Origin of the sequence: Desulfovibrio sp. OH1186_COT-070 (genome assembly GCF_003860215.1) — a bacterium.
Taxonomy (GTDB): Bacteria; Desulfobacterota; Desulfovibrionia; order Desulfovibrionales; family Desulfovibrionaceae; genus Desulfovibrio.
The window spans coordinates 1-206 of record NZ_RQYH01000278.1; the positions used below are offsets into that span (position 1 = coordinate 1).

At 57.3% G+C, this 206-nt stretch carries 1 protein-coding gene; it reads left to right on the plus strand.

The window, feature by feature from the left end; genetic code table 11:
• Window positions 1-206, plus strand: a 206-nt coding sequence (locus EII23_RS12840) for an Rpn family recombination-promoting nuclease/putative transposase (RefSeq protein ID WP_185702430.1), incomplete at both ends; no start/stop codon positions are given.

Here is a 206-nt window from a genome sequence, read left to right on the forward strand (position 1 = left end):
GTGCCTGCGGATTTCGTTGCGGATCTGGATTTTTCCACCCTTGAACGCTGTTCGGGCAGTTATGTGACGGACGATTTGCGGGAACGCCATGACGACATCGTCTGGCGCGTGGGCTGGAAAAAAGGCTCCTGGTGCTATGTGGCCCTGCTTCTGGAGTTCCAGAGCACGCCCGACCACTGGATGGCTTTGCGCATCCTGTCCTATAC